Source organism: Yokenella regensburgei (assembly GCF_003634235.1).
Classification (GTDB): Bacteria; Pseudomonadota; Gammaproteobacteria; order Enterobacterales; family Enterobacteriaceae; genus Yokenella; species Yokenella regensburgei.
Window position 1 is genome coordinate 367,857 of the sequence record NZ_RBIZ01000005.1, and the last position, 24,722, is coordinate 392,578.

Below are 24,722 nucleotides of genomic sequence, written 5' to 3' on the forward strand. Positions count from 1 at the left end.
CGGCCGATCGCTGTCGGCCGATTTTTCTATTCACAGGAAAATAATAATGAAGACGAAGTTAATTGGCATCTGCGTCATGAGCTTTACCCTGCTGACAGGCGCTCCTGCGCAGGCAGATACCACACCGGATTATGCGCAGTTGGTTGAACAGGCACACGCGAAATACAAAAACCTCAACGACGGCAAAGTCGCGGATTATATTCCGGCGCTGGCAAGCTACGACCCGAAAAATTTTGCCATCGTGCTCGCGACCGTTGACGGCAAAATCTACCAGGCCGGTGATGTGAATAAAGCGTTTCCGATCCAGTCTATCTCTAAAGTCTTCACTATGGGGCTGGTAATGCAGCAGAGCGGCCCGGAGACGGTTTTAGAGAAGCTCGGTGCGAATGCGACCGGCCTGCCGTTTAACTCCGGCGTCGGCCTTGAGGCCAGTAAAGGGACGCTGGAAAACCCGATGGTGAATATTGGCGCAATGAGCGCGGTAAGCCTGGTGCGCGCCGATAACAACGCCGACCGCTGGACCAAAATAAAATCCAACCTTGATGCCTTCGCTAACGCGAATTTAGCCGTGAACGAAGAGGTCTTTAAATCTGAGATGGATACTAACCAGCACAATAAAGCGCTGGCCCATCTGGCGAAATCCTTCAACCGTTTCTACAGCGACATTGACGGAGCAGTCGAAATTTACACCCGTCAGTGCTCGGTGGATGCCAATACCCTGCAGCTGGCGCGTATGGGGGCGGTACTGGCCAATAACGGTAAATCCCCGTTTAACGGCCAGCAGCTGATAAGCCAGCAGTATATGCCGTACGTTCTGGCAGAAATGGCGATTGCCGGGCTGTATGACGGCAGCGGTAAATGGCTGTATCAGGTCGGTATTCCGGCGAAGAGCGGCGTCGGTGGCGGTATTCTCGCCGTGGTGCCGGGTAAATATTCCGTTGCGGTGTACTCTCCGCCGCTCGACGAAGCCGGGAATAGCGTCCGCGCGCAGGCCGCCATTAAATATATCGCCGATGCCACTCAGGCCAATATTTTCGTTACACCAAAACAAGAACTTTGATCCGTTTACTTAGCATTATACGGAGTATTTATGACTATGGTTTTCAGTTATCAACCCGATTTCCCGTTGTCTGCCGATGAGACCGAATATGAACTGGTCAGCAAAGATTTTGTTTCGACCATTCAGGTTGGCGAGCGGGAAATTCTTTCCGTGTCGAAGGAAGGTTTAACCTGGCTTGCACGTCACGCGTTTCACGCGGCATCGTTTTATTTACGCCCGGCACATATGCAGCAGGTCGCCAGTATTCTGGACGATCCCGAGGCCAGTGATAACGATCGTTATGTCGCGTTACAGCTATTGCGTAACGCGGCAATTGCAGCGGAAGAAGAATTACCGCTGTGCCAGGACACGGGGACATCCACCATTATTGCGGAGAAAGGCCAGCAGGTATGGGTGGATGGTAATGAACGGGAAGCATTGAGTGAAGGGGTGTTCCACGCGTTTCAGGAGAACAACCTGCGCTATTCGCAGAACGCGCCGCTCGACATGTACACCGAGGTGAATACCCAGACCAACCTGCCGGCGCTGATTGATATCAGCGCGGTGATGGGTAACGAGTATCGCTTTATGTTCATGAACAAAGGCGGCGGTTCATCGAATAAGGCCGCGCTGTTCCAGGAAACTAAATCGATACTGAACCCGACCTCGTTGAAGCGCTTCCTGGCGGAGAAGATGATAACGCTCGGCTCCTCGGCGTGCCCGCCGTACCACATTGCCTTCGTGGTGGGCGGCCTGTCGCCGGAGCAGGCTCTGAAAACCGCCAAGCTCGCGTCGACCAAATACTACGATGCGCTGCCGACGGAAGGGAATCAGTATGGGCAAGCTTTCCGCGACCACGCGCTGGAAGCGGAGCTGCTTAAGGTGGCGCAGGAGATTGGCATTGGGGCGCAGTTCGGCGGTAAGTACTTTGCCCATGATATTCGCGTGATCCGCCTGCCGCGCCATGGGGGATCCTGTCCGATCGCCATGGCGCTCTCCTGCTCCGCCGATCGCCAGGTGAAAGCGAAGATCAACAAAGATGGCATCTGGATGGAGAAGCTTGAGCGTAATCCGGCGCGCTATCTGCTGAACCGCCACGATATGAACGCCGGAGCCGAGGTGGTGCATCTTGATTTAACCCGGCCGTTTAATGAAACGCTGGAAACCCTGAGCCGCCTGCCGGTGTCGACCCGTCTGAGCCTGACCGGGCCAATCATTGTCGCCCGTGATATTGCCCACGCCAGAATCAAAGAGAAGCTGGATAAAGGCGAGCCGATGCCGAACTATCTGACCAATCACGTGGTGTATTACGCCGGGCCTGCAAAAACGCCGGCGAATCATATCTGCGGTGCGTTAGGGCCAACAACCGGTGGGCGCATGGACTGCTATACCGAAGAGTTCCAGTCTGTGGGCGGTAGTCTGGTGATGCTCACCAAGGGCAACCGCAGCCAGCAGGTGACCGATGCCTGTAAGAAGTACGGCGGGTTTAGCCTCGGCAGCGTAGGCGGTGCCGCCGCCTTGCTGGCGAAAGAGTACGTGATGTCGCTGGAGTGCCTGGAGTATCCGGAGCTGGGGATGGAAGCCATCTATATGATGGAGGTGAAGGACATGCCTGCCTTTATCATGGTGGATGATAAAGGGAATAACTTTTATCAGTTCGTCGACCAGCCTTCCTGCCACGCCTGCATCAAGAATCTGTGAGGGAATATGCGTACAGACTATGAGGAAAATGAACACAAGAAGAACCAGCAAACGCTGAAAACCCTGGTGGATGAACGCGTTAAAGGCGCGACCATCAGCAAAGGTGTGATGATGGTCTACACCGGCAACGGTAAAGGCAAAACCACGGCGGCGATGGGCACCGTGGTGCGCGCTATCGGCCACGGCAAAAAAGCCGGGGTGGTGCAGTTTATCAAAGGGAAGTGGGACAACGGGGAGTACAACTTCCTCAAAGCCCACAACGTCGATTTCTTCATGATGGGAACCGGGTTTACCTGGGAAACCCAGGATCGCGAGAAGGACATTGCGGCGGCGAACCTGGTCTGGGAAGAGGCCAGGCGTATGCTGGCCGACCCGACGTATGACCTGGTGGTTATGGATGAGATAACCTACATGACCACCTACAGCTATATTCCGCTGTACGACATCATCGCGGCGCTGCAGAACCGTCCGGCGCATCAGAGCGTGATCCTTACCGGGCGTGATTGCCATGAGAAGCTGACGATCCTGGCTGATACGGTGACCGAGATGCGCGCCGTGAAGCACGGTTTTGATAAGGGTATTAAGGCGCAGCGAGGGATTGACTGGTAACGCGTTGCCGGATGCGGCAATACCCGCATCCGGCACTATCAACACATCAGGACTCCGTCACCGCGATTGCCGCGTTATGCGTGCGCACCCGTTTCAGTAATCCCGCCAGCATCACCACCATCACCACGCCCGCGACCACTGCCAGCAGATGAAACGGCATTCTTCCGCCGTTAAACCACAGCCAGCGAGCGCCTTCAATAGCCAGCGCCATTCCGGTGAGGATGGTCATGTTCAGCGATGCCGAGACGGTACCTTTCGGCAGGTCGTTGGAGAACAGCGTAAAGCGGAACAGCGTCGGGAATATCAGCCCGATGCCGAAGGCGTACAGACTGGTGCCCGCCACCGACCACAGCCAGACGTGCGGCCACAGCAGGTTACCAACGATGAGCAGCGCCAGGCCGGTGAGCTGAATGGGGACCGCCCGCCAGATATACGTCGGGCTGGTCGGATCCTTCACAAAGCGCGCCATCACCATGTTCGCTACAATTACCGCGCCGAATACCGGCACCTGCACCCAGGCAAACTCGGCGGTGCTGAGCCCTCCGGCGTCAATCAGAATAACCGGCGACACCGCAACCCAGGTCATCATCGGGATATAGCTGAGGGTGATGGTTGCCGCGCCGAACAGGAAGATACGGTTGCGGAATACGTTACGAAAATCGCGTACCACTCCCGTCACGCTTAACGGTATGTTACCGCGAACGACGGTTTCCGGCATGGCCCACAGCAGACCGAGAAAGGCGAACAGCCCCAGCACCGCAATAATGGCGAACAGCACCTTCCAGTGGACAAAATGCAGCAGCGCCGCGCCGGAGAGCGGGCCGATGACCGGAGCCATCAGCACCACCGAGGTGACGATCGCCATCAGCTTAATTGCCCGCGTCTGGCCGAACGCCTCCTGAATGGTGACGTAGCCAACGGTGGCGATAAAGCAGATGCTGGTGCCCTGCACGAAGCGGGCAACGAGGAACTGCTCCATGGTGGTGGTGAAGAGCGTTGCGGTGCAGGCGAGGGTAAAGATAAGCGTGCCCGCTATCAGTACCGGCCTGCGGCCAATGCGGTCTGACAGAGGCCCCAGCAGCCACTGCAGCGCCATGCCTCCCGCCAGATAAAGACTGACGGAGGCCGGGGCCATGCTGACATCGGCGTTAAATTCACGCACCACATGAATTATCCCGGGCTGGATCAGATCCGTCGTCAGATAAGCGGCAAAATCGTACACAATCAGCGCCATCGGGAAGAACAGCGACGTGGCGTGACGACGAAAGAAAGACAACATCCGTTGCATAAAAAACAGACTCCTTGTACGGAGAAAAAACGCTACAGCGAAATCCAATGGCGGCGCTTTACGGACAGGCGCGGGGCAGGGCGAAAAGAGATAAAGCGGACTGCAATGCATTGAATTTCGTGTAATCAAAATCGCCGCCGGAGCAAGCTCAGGCAGGTAAACACTCAGCTGACGCGTCGTCAGAAAGTGTTGTGATTACGCGCGGTATTCAACACATTGCACCTCGGAAAGAATGGCGGAGAAAAAAGCAGCATCAGTGTAAATCATATCCACAATGAATCAATGACTATTCATCGCTCAGGCCAGGTGCGCGGCAACCAGTGACGGAATTTGTGACAGCGCCCAGAGAATGAGGCCAATGCTGCCGCCCACCAGCGTGCCGTTGATGCGGATGTACTGCAGATCTTTGCCGATGTTGAGCTCTATCTGCTGCGACATATCGCGGGCATCCCAGCTTTTGACCGTATCGCTGATGTGGTGGGTCAGGAAGCTCGCGAACTCCGGTGCCGCCCGGCGAGCGACCTGCTCCAGATGCTCGTTAAGCGAGGTACGCAGCGCGGCGTCTGCTACCAGGGTTTCGCCGAACCACTGTCCGGCTTCAGCAATACGCTGGCGCACGCGGGAGTCTTCGGCCTCAAGATCGGCTTTCAGCCAGCGGCGCAGATCGCCCCACAGCTCGCCGAGATAGCCGTTAAAGGCGGGATCTTCTTTCAGATATTGCTTGATACCGTTGGCTTTCTCCGCCATTTGCGGATCGTTTTTCAGCGCCTCGACAAGCTTTTGTACCGCCCGATCGAAGGCGTGGCGGATCTGGTGGCTCCGGTCGAGGGTGATGTCGTCGAGCAGGGTGTTAACCGCGTCAGTCACCAGCTCTGCGCTGTGCTCGCCGAGCCACTCGGTGGGCAGCACTTTGGCTTTGAGCGGGTGCTCGGTTTCGAGCCAGTGGACAATCTGCCGGGCGATAAAACTGCGGGTGCCGTCGCGATGGATAAGCACGATCAGCTGGGCGATGAGGGCATCGAGCAGCTTCTGGTGGCGGTTGTCTTTGGTCATGCTCTCCAGCATCAGCGCGCTGGTGCCGGTAAGATCGACCTTATCGATGGCTTTGTGCACCGCGCGCTTCAGCAGCCCCTGAATGCGCGAGTCGTCGGTCAGCTCAAGAAAGCCGCCCATCACTTTAATCAGATGATGCCCGACGCGCTCTGCGTTTTGCGGCTGGCTGAACCAGTTGCCGATGAGCATCGCCGGCTCGTGACGCTGAATGAGCGCCACCAGCGAGCCGGTATCGAGAAACTTCTCCTGCACAAAACGCCCGAGATTGTCGCCAATCCGGTCTTTATTGCGCGGGATAATCGCCGTATGGCGGGAGATAAAGGGAATGGGGATGCGGCGAAACAGCGCCACCACCGCGAACCAGTCCGCCAGCGCACCGACCATCGCCGCTTCCGACATCGCCTTCAGCGCGCCAACCCACCAGACCGGTGGCAGAAACAGCGTGGTCACGAAAATTGCCGCGGCTGCCAGCAGCAGCGACAGCGCCAGCCTTCTGGCGCGTTTTAGTTCAGCTAATTTGTCCATCCGCTAAGACCAGATCCCCTTGAAGCGCGGTCAACGGAACGCGCTGTTTTTGTTCTCAACCATGGCGATAAACGCCATGATCTGCGCCTGCTTGCGCTTTGATAACCGTTGTACCCGCTTGTGCAGCGCCTCGTGCTCCGGCTCCGGCGCTTTGCTGGTGAGCACGATGCAGCCCTCCATCACCCGCACCTCCATCTTACTGCCGGTGGTAAAACCGGCTTTCGCCAGCCAGTCACCTTTTAAAATAATCGCCGGACTCTTGTTCAGCGTCGGATATTTACTGACATAGGTCACGGTATAATGGCGCAGGGTGGCAGGAAGCACTACAGGTTCGGTGATTTCGGCGATATAATCGGGGGTAGTCATGGTGGCTATTCCTATTTAATAGTCATTGTGATTAGCGGGGTGAATGTGTTGGCGCACATTCACTTCGCGATAAAAGAACACTGTTAATTTAGCCAGCGGGGAAGGGAAAGTCCATCTGGAAAATAGAAAAACAGAAAATAAATATAAAAATAAAAACAATGAATAATTAATTGATAATATATTTTTTATAAAAATAAAAAGGCACGCTAAATAACGTGCCCCTTTATGACATCATTACGCCCCTTTCAACATATCAAACACCACCCGGGCAAATCCGCGCGCAATTTCCGGGCTGGAAAGGTATTGCATCATCATCGCCTGATGCGCGTCGTTGCTGTCCATTACCGCGTCATCAATCGCTTTCGGGAAATCGCCCAGCATCGCCTGCTCGCGCGTATTGTTGGCGATCTGGGTCATCACCGCCTGGTTTTCTGACAGCTTGTCACGCACCGCGAAGGCATAATTGATCATATCTTTATCGGTGAGATTATCGGTGACGAACAGCTCATTCAGACGGGCCAGGATATTCGACAGAAACTCTTCTTTCTTGTCCTTCGGCTTTGCCGTACCGACATCATTACCCGGCGTAATTTTGTATTCCGCCGCATCTTCCTGCAGCCTCAGATGCTGCTCGTGAAGCTTCGACAGGCGATAATGGCTCATCTCCACGTTGCTTAAATCAATCTCATCTTCTTCGATGCGCTGCTCATGCAGCAACGGACGCAGATGACGGGCAAACAGGCTCAGCTTTTCCAGATCCTTGTCATCGTAATCGACGATTTGCGACATAAACTCGTAAAAGCGGACAAAGCTGCCGAGATCTTTCTTGAAGATATCGAGCTTACTTTTTTCTTTTTCACACTCTTTGAAGGTGTTTTCCGCATTGGTGATCAGCACTACATCGCCGGTCTTCTTAGTGCGTTCAAACATCTCTTTGGCCAGCACATACGCCTCAATCGCCGAGGTGTAGCGATGTTTCCAGCGCTCCACCGCAGGTTTGCAGATATTACTAATGGCCGCGTTGGATTTGTTTTTGCTGAAGAACGCCTCGCAGAACTGCTCCACTTCGTTCCACAGGAAAATGCCGCTGGTACGCAGCTTTTCAAACAGCTCAAAGACGAGCTGCGGATCGCTGACATCCGTCAGTTCCGCGGTCTGGTAGTACGGCTGGAAAGCACCCAAAATCTCGTCGGGCTCGTTCCAGAAATCGAGCACAAAGGTGCCTGACTGCGCCTTCCCTGGATAGGTCCGGTTCAGGCGCGACAGCGTCTGTACGCACTCCACGCCGCCCAGCTTTTTATCCACATACATGGCGCAGAGCTTGGGCTGGTCAAACCCGGTCTGGAATTTGTTGGCGACCAGCATCACCTGGTAGTCGTCGGTATCAAACGCTTTACGCATATCCCGGCCTTTGAGGCCAGGGTTCATATTGATTTCGGTGAACTTCTGGTTAAGCAGCGCAAGGCTGTTGTGGTCATCTTCATGGAATTCCACTTCCCCGGAGAACGCCACCATTGCGCTTATCCTGTCGTACTTTTGCTCGGCGATGTATTTATCGAACGCCAGCTTGTAGCGCACCGCCGCTTTACGCGAACTGGTCACCACCATCGCTTTCGCCTGACCGGCCAGCAGGTGCATCACATGCTTACGGAAGTGCTCAACAATCACCTTCACTTTCTGCGAGACGTTATGATCGTGCAGCGAGACCCACTGGTTCAGCTTTATCTTCGCTTTTTTGCTGTCCACTTCCCGGTCAGGATCGTCCAGCTTCTGCAGCAGCTTGTACGCCACCTTGTAGTTGGTGTAGTTCTTCAGCACATCAAGAATAAAGCCTTCTTCGATGGCCTGACGCATGGAGTAAACGTGGAACGCTTCCGGTTTGTTCGTTTTCGACGCCGGTTCCTGCGGATGAGGACGACGGCCAAACAGCTCCAGGGTTTTGGCTTTCGGCGTGGCGGTGAAGGCGTAATAGTTGAGGTTGCTGCTGCCTTTACGTGCGGCGACGGTGGCATCCAGAATATCTTCTGAAGACATCTCTACGTCGTCGTCCGCCTCTTCGGTCATCAGCACTTCTTTCAGCTGCCGCGCCGTAGAGCCGCTCTGCGAGGAGTGCGCTTCATCGGCAATCACCGCATATTTGCGCTGCTTAAGGCTGACGCTGTTTTCAATCGCCTTCAGGACAAACGGGAAGGTCTGAATGGTGACGATAATGATTGGCTGCGAGTTTTCCAGCGCGCTGGCCAGCTTCTCCGATTTAGATCCGTCGCCTTCTTTGTTATTGATGCGCCCGACCACGCCGTCCTGATGTTCAAACTGATAGATGGTGTCCTGCAGCTGATCGTCCAGCACGGTGCGGTCCGTCACCACAATCACCGAGTGGAACTGTTTTTCGCCATTTTCATCGTAGAGGCGGGAGAGCTGATGAGCCGTCCAGGCGATAGAGTTCGATTTGCCCGACCCCGCGCTGTGCTGGATCAGGTATTTATTGCCGGTGCCTTCCACCGTAGCAGCAACGATCAGTTTATTCACCACGTCCCACTGGTGGTAGCGCGGAAAAATCAGGCTCTCGCTTTTGTACTTCAGGCCAACGGCATTTTCTTTTTCAACGATTTGCAGATGCACGAAGCTCGCGAGAATTTTCAGCAGATTGTCCGGCAGCAGCACCTCATTCCACAGGTAGCTGGTGGCGTAGTCGTTGGCATCTTCCGGGATATCGTTCCCCGCGCCGCCTTCATGGGTGCCTTTGTTAAACGGCAGGAAGAAGGTTTTATCGCCCTCGAGTTTCGTCGCCATAAACACTTCATACTGGCTGACGGCAAAGTGCACCAGCGCCCCGCGCTTAAAGGTCAGCAGCGGCTCGGGTTTATTGGTGCCAGGATCTTTCGGCAAACGCGTTTTCTTATACTGCGTGATGGCGTTTTGTACCGTCTGCTTAAATTCAGACTTCAGTTCGAGGGTCGCAATCGGCAGGCCATTAACGAACAACACCAGGTCGATACGCCATTTCTTCGCCTTAACGCCCGTCTCTTCAAATGCGGCGTTGGACGCATGCGGGCTGTAAACCAGCTCCGGCACGATGCGGCAGATATTGTGTTTGTAGCGCGTCAGGGTTTGCGGATTAAGATTATGTTCCGGCTTAAACTGGCACAGGGAAAAACGCGCATTATGGCTTTTGATACCGTGACGCAGCACGCCGAGCGTACCCCAGGTACGTGAAAGCATATCGGTAGCGTTGATATCCGCTTTTTTCAGCTGTGCCACCAGCGCATCGAGGAAATGACGTTCGGTATCGGTCGGGTAAATTTTGGCAAACTTCTCCCACTCCTGCGGCTGGGTGGTTTGCACAAAGGTCAGCGCATCCTGCGAGTACAGCGCACGTTCGCGATCGTAGCCGTCGGTTTTGCCACAAACCCAGCCTTTTGCTTCCATCTGAGCAATCATCTCATTCTGGAAAATCAGCTCTTTAGTGCTGTCCATGCTCATGCGGTGGCCTCCTGTGATGCCGCAATATCCTGAGCGTCAGGGGCAACCCAATCGCGGACGTCAATTTTTCCGGTGACGGCGGCGGAGATCAGGGCGGTGCGGCGTTCCTGGAGAAGCAGAATAATATTTTCCGCATTTTTTTCAAGAATATCTAATTGTGGCAATCTAATTTTTAGATACCCTAAAACTGCACCAATCTCTTCTTCTGGTGGTAAACATATATTAATTTTTGAGGTCTGCTCAAAATTGAGTCCCTCCCTGTTTCCACCGACCTGACATGCTTCAATCTGTTCCTTAGTTGAGGACGATTTCATAGCATATGAAATAAAGTCACGAATATTTTCAGTGAAACGAAGTATGCAAACGTGCTGATTCACATTAGCTTCAACAAATGGCGCGGGAACTATACAACTACGACCAATCGAACCACCGGTAATATTAAGTAATATATCACCTTCAAGAACATGAGTTCCTTTCATTTCATTATGTGTTTTAATATCGATAAAAACGCACTCTGAAGGTCCTACTCTAAGTCCATCATCGTAGATATTTTGACTTCTTAAGAAGAGTACTCCCTCATCAAGGTATATTTCTGAACCACCTCTTGGAGTTTTGCCGCTCCCTATTTTTATAGCATGGTTACCCAGCCTAGTTACGGTCCAATGCTCCGGCACTTCTCCTAACCACTCAACACCAGAATCTTTCATCGGCACATCAGGGTTTAGCCCTTTGGTGACAGCATGGCTAATCACTGCCTGACGTTTTTCTTTCAGCAGTTCAATCAGCTGTCGTTGCTTCTCGATTAGAGCATCGATTTTTGCAGTCTCGTGGTCGAGAAAAGAAACAATTGTCCCAATGCCTACATTTGGCATTGGGACTTTAAATGAAGCGAGATCTTCAGTGGATAACTCAAGGAAGGTGCTTCCTCTTCCTAAATTATTTAACGGACTTGTTGATATTGAGAGGAAATAATAGAGAAACAAACTGCTTTCTTTATTTGTTACAACCAAAGATTTGCAACCTTGGTTAGTACAAGACTGAACCCCTGTTATGGCTAACGAACCGATTGGAGCTCGGGTAGACAGAATAACTGTATTTTCTGGCACTAAGCTAGTACCACAAGAATTCAATCCCTCATTAGTGATTTTTCTCTGACTATCATTTAAATAAACACCCGATTTTTGGCTTAAATCGGTTGGGGTTATCCAGTTAATATCACCATCCCAATATTCTTCCACACCTGACTTAGGAGTTGAGCCATTAACAATCAGAGCTATATTTTTTAATGAGTTAACGGACCACTCAGTAGGTACTCGACCCAAAAATTCAACCCCGGAATCCTTATACTCCGGATACGCCTTATACTTCGCCATCAGGAATGCACCTCCTGCAGCAGCTTCATAATCTCGGCGCTGACCGCATCCAGGTCGGCATCAATCTCATCCAGCGGGCGCGGCGGCTGGTAGACGTAGAAATGGCGGTTAAACGGTATTTCATAACCGACAATCCCCACTTCGTTATCTTTGGCATCGCGCTTATCGGCGTTGATCCACGCGTCACTCACATGCGGCAATACTTCGGCTTTGAAGTAGTTTTCAATCAGATCGCTGGTGGAGATGGCCGGGTTCAGCGGCACGTTTTCGTTATCGCGCAGCTCGCCGTCCTGCTCAAACTCAACCACCTTGCCTTTGTACTCAAACGCACCGTACAGAGGCTGAGCGGCTTCTTTCAGCGCCTTTTTCACCACCGGCTCGGCGTCCGGGTTTTTGGTGGTGATGGCGTCGATAAACTGCTTGTTCTCTTTCGCGTCCAGCTTCACGCCAGCGGTTTTGATGGCCCCTTTCAGAGTCAGCTGGAACTGGTTGAAGTCGTTGCTCACCTGCGTTTTGCCACCCGCCTGCGTACCCAGAGCCGTCTGAATCTGCTGCGCTTTTTCCATTAAACTACGCTGCGCCAGCCACAGTTTGCTGTCGAGCAGGTCTTTGATTTGCTTCTCTTTCAGCTCGGTGAAGTCCGCTTTGATAATAGTTCGGGCTTCAGCTTCCAGCCCGGAGAAATCACCATAGTTATTCCCCTGCCACTGGGATGCGAACTCGTCATACAGACGTTCCATCGGCGCGTTAAACGGCTTCGGCGCAAAGCGCAGAGTCGCAATAGCCTCATCCGTTACCTGAGCGGATAAACGCAGCGGGCGCTCAATGGTCAGGCGGCGATAGCCAAAATCGGTGCTGTTAAAGATTTTGCTGGCGAAGGTTTTCGGCGCTTCGGTTTTGGCGGTGGCAGGCTGACGACCACGGCTGGATTTTTGCTCGGTGGCTTTTTCCAGGCCTAAATCCTCAAGCGAGGTGGCGTTCAGCACTTCAAAATTGCCGAAGGTGCGGGTGATGAGCTGGATATCGTCATCGCCCATCAGGTTACGCTTGGAGCCCAGCGATTTACGCATTTTGCCGCACAGGCTGGTGCCATCGATAAGCTGGACTTTACCCTTGCGCTCCGGAGCCTTTTTGTTTGACAGGATCCACACGTAGGTGGCGATGCCGGTGTTGTAGAACATGTCGGTTGGCAGCGCGACGATACCTTCCAGCAGATCGGCTTCGAGGATATAGCGGCGGATCTCACTTTCACCGCTGCCTGCACCGCCGGTAAACAGCGGCGAACCGTTAAGGATAATGCCGATGCGGCCACCGTTGTTCACCATGCCGTCGGCGGCACGGGTGTCGCGCATTTTGCTGATCAGGTGCAGCAGGAACAGCAGCGAACCGTCGGAAACACGCGGCAGGCCGGGGCCAAAACGGCCGTTAAAGCCTTTCTGCAGGTGCTCATCGTTAATGTCACCCTCGATCTTTTTCCAGTCGACGCCAAACGGCGGGTTAGAGAGCATGTAGTCGAACTGGTCAGCCGGAAGCTGATCGTTAGAGAGAGTGTTGCCCAGCTTAATACGGCTGACGTCCTGGCCTTTGATCAGCATGTCGGCTTTACAGATGGCGTAGGACTCCGGGTTCAGCTCCTGACCAAACGCGCGCATCACGGCTTTCGGGTTCAGTTCATGAACGTATTCCATCCCGGCGGAGAGGAAGCCGCCGGTACCCGCGGTCGGGTCGTAAATGGTACGGATGATCCCTTCTTTGGTCAGGGCATCGTCATCTTCCATAAACACCAGAGAGGTGGTCAAGCGCACAATATCGCGTGGGGTAAAGTGCTCCCCGGCGGTTTCGTTAGAACTTTCCGCGAAGCGGCGGATCAGCTCTTCAAACACCAGCCCCATTTCATAGTTGGAAATGGCCTCCGGGCTGAGATCGGTGGTGGCGAACTTTTTAACGACCTTATACAGCAGGTTAGCGTCGTCCAGCAGACCGATAAACTCGCTGAATTTAAAGTGCTCGAAGATCTCGCGCGCATCTTTTGAAAAGCTTTGAATGTAGTTTTCCAGGTTGGCGCTGATGTCGTTCTGTCCCATTTTGCCGAGATCCATTGGCGAGGTGTTGTAGAACGACAGGGAGTTGGTGGCGCGCAGCAGAAACTTTTCTTTGGCTTCTTCCGGCAGCGGGCTGGTTTTGAGTTCCTGTGCTTTAGCCACTACCGCGTCTTTGCTTTCTGCCAACACGCATTCCAGACGACGCAGCAGGGTGAAAGGCAGGATCACGCGGCCGTACTGAGATTGTTTGAAGTCGCCGCGCAGCAGATCGGCAACGGCCCAGATGAAGGCCGCCGTTTGCGAGAAATTTGTGTTAGTCATGAAAGTTACCAAAAGCGGTTACAAAATAGGGTGATTATACAGCGTCATTCCGACTTCGCACGGCATTCATCCCTTCCGGTAACGGGATGAATACCGGCTAACGGGTTACTGTTCGATCTCCAGCTCATCAAACAGCTGCAGGTCGACGTCCAGCAGCTCAACGGCATTGCTGCGGCGAATACCGACGTTGTTTTCAATCAGCAGTTCGAGCAGGCGATCGCCGTCGATCAGGGTGATCGGCGCGGCTCCCGGGAACAGCGCGGCTTCGGCGCAGCTGGTGGCAAATCTGCCGGTGGTGATGAGCGTACCGCGAATGGCCTTATGGTACGGTAGCGCACCGCGCAGCTGGTCGATAAGCGGGCGGTTGACGGTGTTCTGCATCCGCTTCACCTGTACTACTTCGGTGATGGTGGTGATGCCCACCTGCACCTTGCCGACAACGTCCACGCCCTTGTCACCGGAGGCTTTGGTGACTTCAACTTGTTCGTAGCCCATTGCTTCCAGAAGCTGACCCACTAAGTGTTCAAACTTATACGGATTCATGGTGCTGATTTGCTCACGCAGCAGCTCTTTTTGCTGCTGGTTATAGCGTTTGACCGCATCGAGCAGCTCTTTGCGCGGGTCGGTTTTCCGCGCTGGCAGGGCTTTACTCAACCAGGCACGGCCGGTATCGGTAATGCTGTAGCTCATGCCGTCGCGATCGACCATGTGCCTGTCGATAAGATTGTAGAGCCGCGAGTAGAGCGTGCTTTTGATGGAGCTGGCGGAAGCAAACTTTGAATGCTGGTGGAGGAAGGCCTGCCATTCCGGCAATAAATCGGCGCGTTTTGACATCTCACGGCTGGCGAGCAGCTCCAGTAGCTGCAACATGCCTTCCTGATCGTCGAGCCAGCGCCACGTTGACTCATCAGCGTTGAGGAATTGATTGCCCCGCTCGGTGGCCTGCCAGAGCCCGTCGCTGCTCTCTTCCATCAGCTTAAACTGCTCGTTGTTGAGGAACAGATAGCAGCCGTAGCTGTGGCGAGGGTTGAGGATGTGGTTATCGGTTTGCCAGATGCGGTGCGCGAGCTCTGCGTCCTCACCGGTCAGGCGCTCAATGATCCATTTGTCTGGCTCCGACCAGTCGACGGGTTTTTGCGGTGTGCCGGTTTGCTCATGGATCGCGGTGATCATATTTCGTACCGACTTAGCGGGGTAGCCTGCAGAGGCTTTCATCATGGCCTGCGCCTGTGCATAAGTCGGAAAAAGTGGCGTTATGACTTTGTAGTTTTTCACGTTGTTCCCTTAACGATGATGTTGTGCATAGCATGCCAGTTTCGAGGGGAATTACTGTTGGATGAATCACTTATCGGAAAGATATCGCGACGAGTGTCATTTTTCTGACATCCACTCTCTTTATAGTGTCCTGCTCTTGCAAAGGATACTAACCACATGAAAATCAAAATAATCCCTCTGGTTATCGGCTGTACTCTCTCTTTCTCTGCGCTGGCGGCGGAACCTCACGCCGAGCGCTATATCGTGAGCTTTCCGGAAGGCTCAAACATTCCTTATCGCGGTGCATTCTCCAGCGCTTTCCTGAACGGGTTGCCGGTGGGAATTGGCTCCGGGCTGCTGTTTACCGGCAAAGAGGGCGATGCCCTGACGTTTGCCACCGTGACCGATCGCGGGCCGAACGCCGATTCACCGAACGTGGGCAAGCGCGAGGCGAAGATCTTCGTGGTGCCCGAGTTTACTCCGCAGATGATGACTATTCGGCTGGAAAACGGTAAAGCGCAGGCGACAAACGCCGTGCCGCTGCACGATGCGAAGGGCAACATCAACGGCCTGCCGCTTGAAAGCGACGTCATTGGCTCCACCAATGAAGTGGCGCTCAGCGACAGCATGAAGGTGCTGAAAGGGGATAACCGTGGGCTGGATACCGAAGGTATTACCCCGGATGGTAAAGGCGGTTACTGGCTTTGCGATGAATATGGTCCGTTCCTGGTGAACGTCGACCGCAGTGGAAAGATCCTCGCCATGCACGGGCCGCAGGCCGAAAACGGCGAGAAGTCTATCGCCGATGGTTTGCCGAACGTTATCAAATGGCGTCAGCCAAACCGTGGCTTTGAGGGGCTGACCCGCATGCCGGACGGGCGGATTATTGCGGCGGTACAGAGCACGCTCGATATCGACGGTAAAAGCAAGAAGCAGGCGCTGTTTACCCGCCTGGTGAGCTTCGACCCGGCGACGGGGAAAACGGCGATGTACGGTTACCCGATAGATGCGGCGGCGTACAGCAAAAACAGCGATGCCAAAATTGGCGATATCGTGGCGCTCGATAATCAGCATATTTTGCTGATTGAGCAGGGTGGCGATAAAGACGGGGCGATGCGAAATAACATCTACAAAGTGGATTTGAGCAAGGCGAGCGATCTGGCGGCATTCGACAAAACCGGGAAGTATCCGGAGTTTGATGATGCGGAAAAACTGGCGAAACGCGGCGTCATGCTGGCGGAAAAATCGCTGGTGGTGGATTTGCGTAAGCTCGGCTGGCAGCAGGAGAAAGCCGAAGGGCTGGCGCTGATTGATGGTAAAACTCTGGCGGTGGCCAACGATAATGACTTTGGCGTGAAGACGGTGCTGAAAGATCCTGTCGCAGGGAAAAAGCTGAAGGATTACCGCCTGAACGAGCAGGGTGAGCTGACGGTGGACGATAAGGTTGTGGCGACGAGCATCGGCGTGAAGCCGCTGGAGAAACCCGAATCTGAGAGTGAGCTGTGGGTGGTGACGCTGCCTGAAGCGGTGATGTAAGCGTTGTGCGGTCTGCTCCCCTCACCCATCCCCTCTCCCTCCGGGAGAGGGGATGGTCAGTGCGGTCTGAATCCCTCTCCCTTTGGGAGAGGGGATAGTTACGGTACTATTTTTTCAATCCGGCGAACGCTGCGCGGATCTCTTCTTCCGGCAACTGAACGCCGATAAACACCAGCGTGCTGTGCGGTGTTTCTTCGCCCCACGGGCGGTCCCAGTCGGCGCTGTACAGGCGCTGAACGCCCTGGAACAGCAGGCGGTTCGGTTCGCCGTCAATCCACAGCATCCCTTTGTAGCGCAGCAGCTTCTCGGCAAATGATAGCAGCAGGTTCTCCATCACTCGCGAAACGTCGCTGATATCCACCGGGTAGTTCAGTTCGACGACAATCGAGCTGACGTCGTTTTGTTTGTCGGCCATGAAGTGGAAGCGCGGCGCGGTGGTGACTTTCTCTTCCAGCATAAAGCCGTTGGTATTAAACAGCAGGCCGAGGTCAATATCGCCGTGCGTGACGGTGTAAATTGGCGCACGGGCGTTGATGCGCGCCAGGCGTTCACGAAGCTGGGCGGCTTCACCTGCAACGTCGGTTTTGGTCAGCAGAATGCGGTCCGCGTAGCCCACCTGCGACTGGGCGAGGGTGAACTGATTCATTTGCTGATCCGCATGGGCGGCATCGACCAGCGCAATGACGCCGTCGAGGAGGTAGCGCTGGCAGAGGATTTCGTGGGAGAAAAAAGTCTGAATAATCGGGCCCGGATCGGCCATGCCGGTGCACTCAATCACCAGCCGGTCGAAGGTGATTTCACCACGGTCGAGGCTGTCGAGCAGGTCCAGCAGCGCGTCTTCCAGTTCGTTAGAACGGCTACAGCAGATACAGCCGTTGGTCAGGGTTTTGATCTGCGTGGCGCGATCGCCAATCAGCTGGTCGTCGACAGAGACTTCGCCGAACTCATTTTCGATGACGGCAATTTTGAAGCCATGCTGCTCATTGAGGATATGGCGCAGCAGGGTGGTCTTCCCGGCGCCGAGAAAGCCGGTGAGTAGGGTGACTGCAACAGGTGTCATGTTCTCTCCTTTAGCAACAGCGCATACCGCCTTTTCCGTCGCCGCCGTAGCGTGCCTGCTGGCGTTCGCGGAAGAATTCGTTATAGGTCATGTAAGGTTTGTCCGGATGGTTGGTCTTCATGTGCTCGACGTAGTTGTCGTAATCCGGAATGCCAATCAGCATTTTCGCCGCCTGACCGAGATATTTTTTAGCTTGACCTAAGTTACCAAACATTTTGCCATCCTGATAATGCGTAAAGCCCGGTGAAGTGAGTTCACCGGGCGTTTTCCCTTATCCCCCGACCCTAAGGAGAGGGGGATAAAAGGATTAGTGGTGGGAAGAGGTTTTCACGCCGCCTTCCGGTACCGGGACGTACGGGGTTTCTTTATCCGTACGCTTGTCGCTGTTACGCACATTGAGCCAGGTTTTGATGCCGTAGAAGATGATGCTGTAAACCACCACCAGGAACAGAATGCTGAGACCGGCGTTGGTGTAGTTGTTCACCACGATATGGTTCATGTTGGCAATCTGTTGCGCGGTCAGGTCGCCGCCACCGGCTGCCAGCTTCTCTTTGTACTGGTTCGCCATGAAGAAGAAGCCTTCCATTGACGGGTTAGTACTGAAGAGCTTCAGACCCAGCGCCCAGGTGGTGCAAATCAGTAGCCATACGGCTGGCAGCACGGTTACCCAGATGTATTTGGTGCGCTTCATCTTCACCAGGACCACGGTACCCAGTACCAGTGCGACTGCCGCCAGCATCTGGTTAGAGATCCCGAACAGCGGCCACAGGCTCTTCACACCGCCCAGCGGATCGACCACGCCCTGATACAGCAGGTAGCCCCACAGGCCAACGCAGCCCGCTGTACCCAGGATGCCAGCCACCAGAGAGTCGGTTTTCTTCAGGAACGGGACGAAGTTACCTAGCAGATCCTGCAGCATGAAGCGGCCAGCACGGGTACCGGCGTCCAGCGCGGTCAGGATGAACAGCGCTTCAAACAGGATCCCGAAGTGGTACCAGAAGCCCATGTCGGCCATCGGCAGCACTTTGTGGAACACGTGGGCAATACCTACCGCCAGCGTCGGTGCGCCACCGGCGCGGTTCAGCACGGACGGTTCACCAATGTCCTTCGCCGTTTGCATGATCTGCTCAGGCGAAATCACGAAGCCCCAGGAGCTGACGGTCGCCGCCGCCTGGGTGCTGACGTCTTTCAGCTGCGCCATGATCATCGCCGCGTTCTCACCGCCCATCTCGTGCAGGTTCGGCATGGTGATGCCAAGGCCCGCCGGTGGGGTGTTCATCGCGAAGTAGAGACCAGGCTCGATGATAGAAGCCGCAACCAGCGCCATGATGGCAACGAAAGATTCCATCAGCATCGCGCCGTAACCGATGAAACGCGCGTCGGTTTCGTTGGCCAGCAGCTTCGGCGTGGTGCCGGAAGAGATCAGCGCGTGGAAGCCGGAAACCGCACCACAGGCAATGGTAATAAACAGGAACGGGAACAGCGCACCTTTCCACAGCGGGCCGGTACCGTCGATGTACTGGGTGACCGCCGGCATTTTCAGATCCGGGTTGAGGATCACGATGCCGAGCGCCAGACCGACGATAACGCCAATTTTCAGGAAGGTGGCGAGGTAGTCACGCGGTGCCAGAATCAGCCATACCGGCAACAGCGCGGAGATAAAGGCATAACCAATCAGCGCGAAGGTGATGGTGGTATCTTTAAAGGTCAGCGCCGGGCCCCAGTACGGGTCGTGCGCAATCACGCCGCCGAAGTAGATAGAGGCGACCAGCAGGACGATACCAATGACTGAGACTTCACCCACGCGGCCCGGGCGCAGGAAGCGCATGTAGATGCCCATAAACAGCGCAATCGGCACAGTGGAGCAGACGGTAAACACGCCCCACGGACTTTCTGCCAGTGCTTTCACCACGATAAGCGCCAGCACCGCAAGGATGATGATCATGATGAGGAAGCAGCCGAACAGGGCAATTGAACCCGGCACGCGGCCCATCTCTTCCTTCACCATCTCGCCAAGCGACGAGCCGTTACGGCGGGTGGAGATGAACAGTACCATGAAGTCCTGTACCGCACCGGCGAGCACAACGCCTGCCAGCAGCCACAGGGTACCCGGCAGGTAGCCCATCTGTGCTGCCAGCACCGGGCCGACCAGTGGGCCTGCGCCCGCGATGGCCGCGAAGTGGTGGCCAAACAGCACGTAGCGGTTGGTTGGCACATAGTTAAGGCCATCGTTGTTAATCACCGCCGGTGTGGCGCGTGTGGGGTCCAGCTTCATCACCTTCTGGGCGATATAGAGGCTGTAGTAGCGGTAAGCCACCAGATAAACCGAGACGGATGCCACGACTATCCACAGGGCGCTGACGTGCTCGCCGCGACGTAGCGCGACAACCGATAGACAAAAAGCGCCGATAATCCCGAGGATGGCCCAGGGTACGTGCTTAAATATTTTTTTCGTATCCATAGTAAGACCTGGTTGTGTAAACGAAAGTTGGGGTCAATGTGTGTTATTGGGGAGTTATTGATGGTGATGCTGGCGCTATCTTGCCTGAAAGGTGTCTTCCTTTATGAAGGAAAAACGGTGAGTGGTTGTATAACGTGCTCAGCGGTTGCTGGAATGACTGAGTGGTTGAGTAAAGTCTGATATTGGTTATTTATGTGACCTATGTCACGGAAAGTAGAGGAATATATTTTACAGCGCTAAGCTGGAATATATTTTAAGAAATTGCCAAATGTCTATAAATTGCACAGCAGTGTCTCTTTTTTAGTGCGTTGTTGAATAGGGAAAGCTGTCTTATATTCAATTCATACACACTGTAAATTGAGATAGTTATGGGATACTTATTATCAAAAAAAATGCGTTACTTTATGGTAACCATGGAGTTAAGGAATTTCTCCAAAGCCGCTGAAGCATTGTGCATAACTCGTTCACCATTGAGCAAAGTTATTTGCGAGATGGAGGATTACCTTGGCGGAATGCTGTTTAAACGCAAATATAATGAACTGGAGCCGACTGAGCTTGCACTGGAGTATTACGCTAAGTTTCGCTCGGTTTATAACGAGTTGCTTGAGCTTGAAGATGATATTCAGAATAATAGCAAGATAAAAGATCTTCTGGTCAAGTTCGATATTACTTTTCCTGAATTATTATATAAAAACATTAAGATTGCCCTGGAGTCTTCAAATGCGAAAGTGCAGTGTGAGCGAAAAATCATTGAGGCTGGAGATATTAATGAGCTGATTTATAACAAAAACAGTGTAATTTTCTCAATGCGAGATATTTCACTATCGTATAACGTTAACCATGATGAGTGGTTTAGCGATGAGCTGGTGCTGATCTCGCCAAAAGATGCCGATCTTAACAAACCACTCAAACTTTTTATCTGGAAGGATATGAATACCCATTATTATAAACAAATTTTCGGTAATTTACTGGGTGACATTAATAAAACGGTAGAGTTCGTTGAACATAACTGGGATATTCTTTCTGTTTTTTATAACGTTCACCTGGGTAAAGGCTCTGCGATTATAACACCTAAGCTGTCTCGGTTTTTGTCTATCGATGGTGTACAGAGTACGGTGCTCAAAAATAAAAGGCTTAAAATAAGAGGGTATCACTGCTTAAAGTCTGACTATACCGCAGAGAAGAATAAGGTGAAAAAGATCATCAACTCCTTTGTGTAGTTTTTTCCTTAATCATCAGGCAATGAAGTAGTGGATTCAAAAAGCTTTTTTGCCCGTCAGGAAAGCAATAGGTGAAGTTGATGTTATGATCATAGGCAGGAATGGTTATCTGCTGATTGTTAATCATTTTAACAACAAATGATAATGAATCTCTGTCCAGATCATGGCCATCTGTACCCATAAACAAGCCAAAATACTGATTATTAATCAGTATAATATCCTTTATTACGTGATTCAGCGTACCTCTTTCGTAATGTTCAGCGATTGATTTCATGAATAACTCTATCTTTTAAGTATTCTAAAATATCATCATTTTAGCATAAGTTGTTGATTATGATCGTTTTTTGATGTTATTTTTAGTTTTTTATCGTAACTCATTGAAAAAGATCACTTTATTTTTACCGCCCCGTTTTTGTCATTTGTGTATTTTCAAATGAAGATAAAAAAACCTTTTTATTATCGCCTTCAATAAGGTGATTACCTCTTTTTATCTTTTCTCGATGGCAGGAGATGGGGTGTCTGACGGTAGTTCTACTTGTGAGTAATCCCAGAAATCTTTCTTCTTAACATGACAGAATAGTTTTTTTGTCAGAGAGGAATTTTGGTAACTCTCTGAGTTTTCACTATGACAGAGAAATCATGAACCTCTCATTTCAAGAATGATGCGAAAAAAGTCAAATGTGATTGTTTTTTGCTCCAGGTTCTCTGATTGCTCATTTAGAATTTTCTCAACGCAACTTCTCTGATGGCGTTTTTTCTTATTCGAGGTGGTTATGATTAGCGATGACAAAGTGCTGTCGGCAATGTCGACGGTGGAAAGCTACGTCGTGCAAACGGAGGCGCACACATTTCAGAGCCCGCACATTATTATGGCGGCTCTGGCAGGGAGCATTATTTTTTCAGTGACGGCAAAAGACTTTAATGCGCGTACGCGTATTTTACTTTTTGTTGCCTCCTTTATTGTCGGCGTACTCGCGGCCCACTTTATGTCGGGAGTGATATACGTGGTGTTAAAGGATTTTTTAAAAGTAACGGTGTCGGTTCCGGATACCATTGGTGCCTTAATCGGCGCGGTGGTTTCTGTCCGTCTATTAATGTTTTTCTGCGAAAAGCCGGAAAAAACAACATCCATTTTTGATCTGCTGAAACGCAAATAAGGTAATTAAAGAGGTTATTATGCAACAGTTTACATTGAGTGAAAGAAGTCTGAGGAATTTGCAGGGAGTTCATCCTGATTTAGTCGCCATCTGTAAAAAAGCGCTCGATCTGACGTTGATTGATTTCGGTATTACCGAAGGGCTGCGTTCGCTGGATAAACAAAAAGAGATGGTGCGGACAGGGAAATCACAGACCATGAAAAGCCGCCATCTGACCGGACACGCGGTTGATGTATTTGCTTATCCGACACCAGCCGGCTCCTGGGATTTTGCCGACTACGAGCTCATTTCCAATGCCTTCAAACAGGCAGCGAAAAGCCTGGGTCACAGCATTGAATGGGGCGGTGACTGGAAGAGTCTGAAGGACGGCCCGCACTTCCAACTGACATGGAGTGAATACCCGGTTTGATCCCCGCGCCGATCGCCTTTTTCTCCTGGACGGAGAGGGAGGCGACCTCTCCCTTTTTCTGCACGTTTTCAGCACGATTTGCCGTAAAGTTTTTCCTCCTCAGGCCGAAAACATCGTTATCTGCCTAAAGGAAAGCGTAAACATGTTAAACCGAATCAGGATTGTCACCAGCCTCGTGTTGGTGCTGATGTTATTTGGCCTTTTGCAACTGACATCTGGCGGGCTGTTCTTTAATGCCCTCAAACACGACAAAGAAAACTTCACCGTACTGCAAACCATCCGCCAGCAGCAGTCTTCGCTGAACGGCAGCTGGGTTGCATTGCTGCAGACCCGTAACACCCTCAACCGTGCGGGTATCCGTTACATGATGGATCAGAACCATATCGGTAGCGGTGCGACCGTGCAGGATCTGATGCAGATTGCGAGCAAAAGCCTGAGTGAAGCTGAAAAGCGCTGGGCCGAGTATGAAGCGCTGCCGCGCGATCCGCGCCAGAGTGACTCTGCCGCTGCCGAAATTAAGCGTAACTACGATATCTACCACGGTGCGCTTGCCGATCTGATCCAACTGCTGGGTGCAGGTAAAATCAACGATTTCTTCGACCAGCCGACTCAGAGCTATCAGGACGGTTTTGAGAAAGAATACGTGAGCTACCTTTCCCAGAACGATCGCCTGTACGAACTGGCGGTTCAGGACAGCAGCAGCTCCTACTCCCAGGCTATCTGGGTGCTGATCAGCGTGCTGATCGCCGTGCTGGTGGTGATCATGGGCGTATGGATGGGGATCCACAAAACCCTTATCGCACCGCTCAACAGCCTCATTGGTAGCATTCGTCATATCGCCAGTGGCGATCTGGTGAAGCGTATTGATGTAGAAGGCACCAACGAAATGGGCCAGCTGGCGGATTCACTGCGTCATATGCAGGGTGAGCTGGTGCGTACCGTCGGTGAAGTGCGTAACGGCGCCGATGCGATTTACAGCGGCGCCAGCGAAATCGCGATGGGTAACAACGATCTCTCCTCGCGCACCGAAGAGCAGGCAGCCTCTCTGGAAGAGACGGCGGCGAGCATGGAACAGCTGACGGCAACGGTTAAGCAGAACGCCGAGAACGCCCGTCAGGCAAGCAACCTGGCGCTCAGCGCTTCTGAAACCGCGCAGAAAGGCGGTAAAGTGGTTGATAACGTTGTGCAGACGATGCGCGATATTGCCGGCAGCTCGCAGAAAATTGCTGACATCATCAGCGTGATTGATGGTATTGCCTTCCAGACCAACATTCTGGCGCTCAACGCCGCAGTCGAAGCGGCACGTGCGGGCGAGCAGGGCCGTGGCTTTGCGGTGGTGGCAGGGGAAGTTCGTAACCTGGCCCAGCGCAGTGCTCAGGCGGCGCGCGAGATTAAGAGCCTGATTGAAGACTCCGTAAGCCGCGTGGACGTTGGCTCTACGCTGGTGGAAAGCGCCGGTGAAACCATGGATGAAATCGTTAATGCGGTGACCCGTGTGACCGATATCATGGGTGAAATTGCCTCGGCATCCGATGAGCAGAGCCGCGGTATCGACCAGGTTGGCCTGGCGGTTGCCGAGATGGATCGTGTGACCCAGCAGAACGCCTCCCTGGTGGAAGAGTCCGCTGCTGCGGCGGCTGCGCTGGAAGAGCAGGCGAGTCGTCTGACTCAGGCTGTGGCGGTGTTCCGCATTCAGCAACAGCAGATGAAGGCGAAAGGTATGGGCGTGGCGGCGAAATCGCTCCCGTCTGCACCGCTGAAGAAAGCCGCCGTTGCCGAAGGCAACGACAACTGGGAAACCTTCTGATTGACTGACCGCCGGCGA

Annotated in this window: 19 protein-coding genes; 8 read left to right on the top strand and 11 right to left on the bottom strand. The window is 53.0% G+C overall.

Annotated elements, in window-relative coordinates:
- Window positions 1-46 precede the first annotated feature (46 nt).
- From glsA to cobO, 3 genes are read left to right on the top strand one after another with little or no spacing between them, the layout of a single operon-like run.
- Window positions 47-1,060, top strand: coding sequence for a glutaminase A (glsA, locus tag C7387_RS16815; protein ID WP_120817136.1), 1,014 nt, complete (start codon window positions 47-49; stop codon window positions 1,058-1,060).
- A 30-nt stretch (window positions 1,061-1,090) separates the two neighbouring features.
- Complete coding sequence (locus C7387_RS16820) at window positions 1,091-2,740, top strand: FumA C-terminus/TtdB family hydratase beta subunit (protein ID WP_120817137.1); 1,650 nt, start codon at window positions 1,091-1,093, stop codon at window positions 2,738-2,740.
- A gap of 6 nt (window positions 2,741-2,746) precedes the next feature.
- Complete coding sequence (gene cobO, locus C7387_RS16825; RefSeq protein ID WP_006816994.1) at window positions 2,747-3,349, top strand: cob(I)yrinic acid a,c-diamide adenosyltransferase; 603 nt, start codon at window positions 2,747-2,749, stop codon at window positions 3,347-3,349.
- A 46-nt stretch (window positions 3,350-3,395) separates the two neighbouring features.
- On the opposite strand, the gene mdtM is transcribed toward cobO, so the two are convergent.
- From mdtM to C7387_RS16860, 7 genes are all read right to left on the bottom strand, one after another.
- Window positions 3,396-4,637 (bottom strand): multidrug efflux MFS transporter MdtM, encoded by a 1,242-nt coding sequence (gene mdtM / locus C7387_RS16830; protein ID WP_038252364.1) that lies wholly within the window; start codon window positions 4,635-4,637, stop codon window positions 3,396-3,398.
- Window positions 4,638-4,934: 297 nt separating this feature from the next.
- The gene (locus C7387_RS16835; RefSeq protein ID WP_038252362.1) at window positions 4,935-6,215 is read right to left on the bottom strand and encodes a DUF445 domain-containing protein; all 1,281 of its coding nucleotides are present in this window, start codon (window positions 6,213-6,215) and stop codon (window positions 4,935-4,937) included.
- Window positions 6,216-6,245: 30 nt separating this feature from the next.
- Window positions 6,246-6,581 (bottom strand): SymE family type I addiction module toxin, encoded by a 336-nt coding sequence (locus tag C7387_RS16840; RefSeq protein ID WP_120817138.1) that lies wholly within the window; start codon window positions 6,579-6,581, stop codon window positions 6,246-6,248.
- Window positions 6,582-6,815: 234 nt separating this feature from the next.
- On the bottom strand, window positions 6,816-10,064 hold the full coding sequence (locus tag C7387_RS16845) for a type I restriction endonuclease subunit R (protein ID WP_120817139.1): 3,249 nt from the start codon (window positions 10,062-10,064) through the stop codon (window positions 6,816-6,818).
- Window positions 10,061-11,437 carry a restriction endonuclease subunit S gene (locus tag C7387_RS16850; protein ID WP_120817140.1) on the bottom strand — a complete coding sequence of 459 codons (1,377 nt, stop codon included), beginning with the start codon at window positions 11,435-11,437 and terminating at the stop codon, window positions 10,061-10,063. Before C7387_RS16850 ends, C7387_RS16845 begins: the two co-directional genes overlap by 4 nt.
- Complete coding sequence (locus C7387_RS16855; RefSeq protein WP_120817141.1) at window positions 11,437-13,800, bottom strand: type I restriction-modification system subunit M; 2,364 nt, start codon at window positions 13,798-13,800, stop codon at window positions 11,437-11,439. The genes C7387_RS16850 and C7387_RS16855 overlap by 1 nt, the downstream gene beginning before the upstream one ends.
- A 105-nt stretch (window positions 13,801-13,905) precedes the next feature.
- Window positions 13,906-15,075 carry a restriction endonuclease gene (locus C7387_RS16860; protein ID WP_120817142.1) on the bottom strand — a complete coding sequence of 390 codons (1,170 nt, stop codon included), beginning with the start codon at window positions 15,073-15,075 and terminating at the stop codon, window positions 13,906-13,908.
- 156 nt (window positions 15,076-15,231) lie between these two features.
- Here C7387_RS16860 and C7387_RS16865 point away from each other — a divergent pair, with 156 nt between their 5' ends.
- A complete protein-coding gene (locus tag C7387_RS16865; RefSeq protein ID WP_120817143.1) occupies window positions 15,232-16,590 on the top strand; it encodes an esterase-like activity of phytase family protein in 1,359 nt (452 codons plus the stop codon).
- Window positions 16,591-16,696: 106 nt separating this feature from the next.
- On the opposite strand, the gene yjiA is transcribed toward C7387_RS16865, so the two are convergent.
- The 3 genes from yjiA to btsT all read right to left on the bottom strand — a co-directional run bounded on the left by yjiA (window position 16,697) and on the right by btsT (window position 20,111).
- Window positions 16,697-17,650 carry a GTPase gene (gene yjiA / locus C7387_RS16870; RefSeq protein WP_120817144.1) on the bottom strand — a complete coding sequence of 318 codons (954 nt, stop codon included), beginning with the start codon at window positions 17,648-17,650 and terminating at the stop codon, window positions 16,697-16,699.
- Window positions 17,651-17,660: 10 nt separating this feature from the next.
- A complete protein-coding gene (locus C7387_RS16875) occupies window positions 17,661-17,864 on the bottom strand; it encodes a YbdD/YjiX family protein (RefSeq protein ID WP_006817000.1) in 204 nt (67 codons plus the stop codon).
- Window positions 17,865-17,957: 93 nt separating this feature from the next.
- A complete protein-coding gene (gene btsT / locus C7387_RS16880) occupies window positions 17,958-20,111 on the bottom strand; it encodes a pyruvate/proton symporter BtsT (RefSeq protein WP_038252352.1) in 2,154 nt (717 codons plus the stop codon).
- Window positions 20,112-20,479: 368 nt separating this feature from the next.
- On the opposite strand from btsT, the gene C7387_RS16885 reads away from it, so the two are divergent.
- The gene (locus C7387_RS16885) at window positions 20,480-21,331 is read left to right on the top strand and encodes a LysR family transcriptional regulator (protein WP_120817145.1); all 852 of its coding nucleotides are present in this window, start codon (window positions 20,480-20,482) and stop codon (window positions 21,329-21,331) included.
- On the opposite strand, the gene C7387_RS22915 is transcribed toward C7387_RS16885, so the two are convergent.
- Entirely contained in the window at window positions 21,315-21,605 is a 291-nt protein-coding gene (locus C7387_RS22915) for a hypothetical protein (protein WP_006817005.1), read from the bottom strand. The genes C7387_RS16885 and C7387_RS22915 overlap by 17 nt on opposite strands.
- A 499-nt stretch (window positions 21,606-22,104) precedes the next feature.
- Here C7387_RS22915 and C7387_RS16890 point away from each other — a divergent pair, with 499 nt between their 5' ends.
- The 3 genes from C7387_RS16890 to tsr all read left to right on the top strand — a co-directional run bounded on the left by C7387_RS16890 (window position 22,105) and on the right by tsr (window position 24,704).
- Complete coding sequence (locus C7387_RS16890; protein ID WP_006817006.1) at window positions 22,105-22,488, top strand: putative holin; 384 nt, start codon at window positions 22,105-22,107, stop codon at window positions 22,486-22,488.
- Between the two features lie 16 nt (window positions 22,489-22,504).
- Window positions 22,505-22,897 carry a M15 family metallopeptidase gene (locus tag C7387_RS16895; protein ID WP_420855540.1) on the top strand — a complete coding sequence of 131 codons (393 nt, stop codon included), beginning with the start codon at window positions 22,505-22,507 and terminating at the stop codon, window positions 22,895-22,897.
- 142 nt (window positions 22,898-23,039) lie between these two features.
- Window positions 23,040-24,704, top strand: coding sequence for a methyl-accepting chemotaxis protein (gene tsr / locus C7387_RS16900; protein WP_038252343.1), 1,665 nt, complete (start codon window positions 23,040-23,042; stop codon window positions 24,702-24,704).
- The last annotated feature ends 18 nt before the right edge of the window (window positions 24,705-24,722 follow it).